We start from the raw sequence: 1,214 nt of genomic DNA, 5'->3' as shown, positions 1-1,214 counted from the left end.
ACCCACGGCAGCGGACTCGCCGGACTCGCCGAACGCCTCGACGCCGTCGACGGCCTCCTCATCCTCGACTCCCCCACCGGCGGCCCCACCACCATCACCGCCGAACTCCCCTGGCGTGAACACGAGGCAGGGAACACGCACCGGCCCGCACCCGGCGCCGCCCCGCGGCGGCGTGAGGGGATCTTCGCCAGGCGCACCCTCCGCGGGAGCAAGCAGGCCGTGCGCTGAACCGTCCGGGACAGCGGGCCAGAGGGCTACGGAGCCTGAGGAGCCAGCGGCGGCGGCGGTGGGGTAAACCCCCTCATCGACAGGCGTGCTCCCGCCATGGCAGCGCCGGCACCACGAAGCGGACTCTGGAAGAGAGACAGACGGCAGGCCGCCCACGGCGCCGCATCCCCGAACCGGAAGAGGACGGGCCCACACATGGCTACCGCATCACACCTCGCGCAGCCCCGCCCCCACCCGGTGCCGGCATGGCTGCGCGCCCCTCTCGAAGCCCGCACCTGGCGGGAGTTGCTCTACATCGCCACCTCCCTGCCGGTGGCGGTCCTCACCTTCGGCTACGCGCTCACCGTGCTCTCCGTCGGCGCCGGTCTCCTGATCACGTTCCTCGGCGTCCCCGTGCTGGCCGCCGGCCTGCTGGGCTGCCGGGGCATCGGCAGGGCGGAGCGGGCACGCGCCCGCGTGCTGCTGCGCCTGGAGATCGCCGAGCCCGAGCCCGTACGGACGCTGCAACGCCGCGACGGCGCGATGCCGTGGATGGGGGCGCTGCTGCGCAGCGGGGTCTCCTGGCGGCACCTGCTCTACACCGTGCTGCACTTCCCCTGGGCGCTGTTCACCTTCACCGTCACCGCCGTCCTGTGGCCCCTGGGGTGGTCGCTCGCGCTGTACCCGGCCTGGCAGTGGACCTTCCCCCGCTACATGGACGAGCCCGGCCTCCGATTCGCCGACGGGACGAGCGTCCGGTACGCGGACGAGGCGCCCGAACTGCTGGTCGTCAGCGCCGCCGGACTGGCGGTGGTCCTGCTGACTCCGTGGCTGGTGCGGGGCGTGAACCAGGTCGACCGGCTGATGGTGTCCGGGCTGCTCGGACCGTCCCGGCTGGCGACGCGCGTACAGGAGCTGGAGTCGGATCGTGGTTCGGTGGCCGACACCGCCGCCGCCGACCTGCGCCGCATCGAACGCGACCTCCACGACGGCGCACAGGCCCGCCT

1 protein-coding gene and 1 pseudogene are annotated in these 1,214 nt (G+C 73.5%); both read left to right on the top strand.

All coding sequences use genetic code 11. The features are described 5' to 3' along the window. Window positions 1-228: pseudogene (locus H343_RS0124665) on the top strand (hypothetical protein); the annotation flags it as partial. A gap of 195 nt (window positions 229-423) precedes the next feature. Then, the coding region (locus tag H343_RS32750; RefSeq protein ID WP_037905082.1) for a sensor domain-containing protein at window positions 424-1,214 on the top strand (791 nt) is incomplete at its 3' end.

The organism is Streptomyces sp. TAA204 (assembly GCF_000424965.1).
The sequence above is the reverse complement of the archived record's forward strand: the minus strand, read 5'-3'. Positions and strand labels throughout refer to the sequence as shown.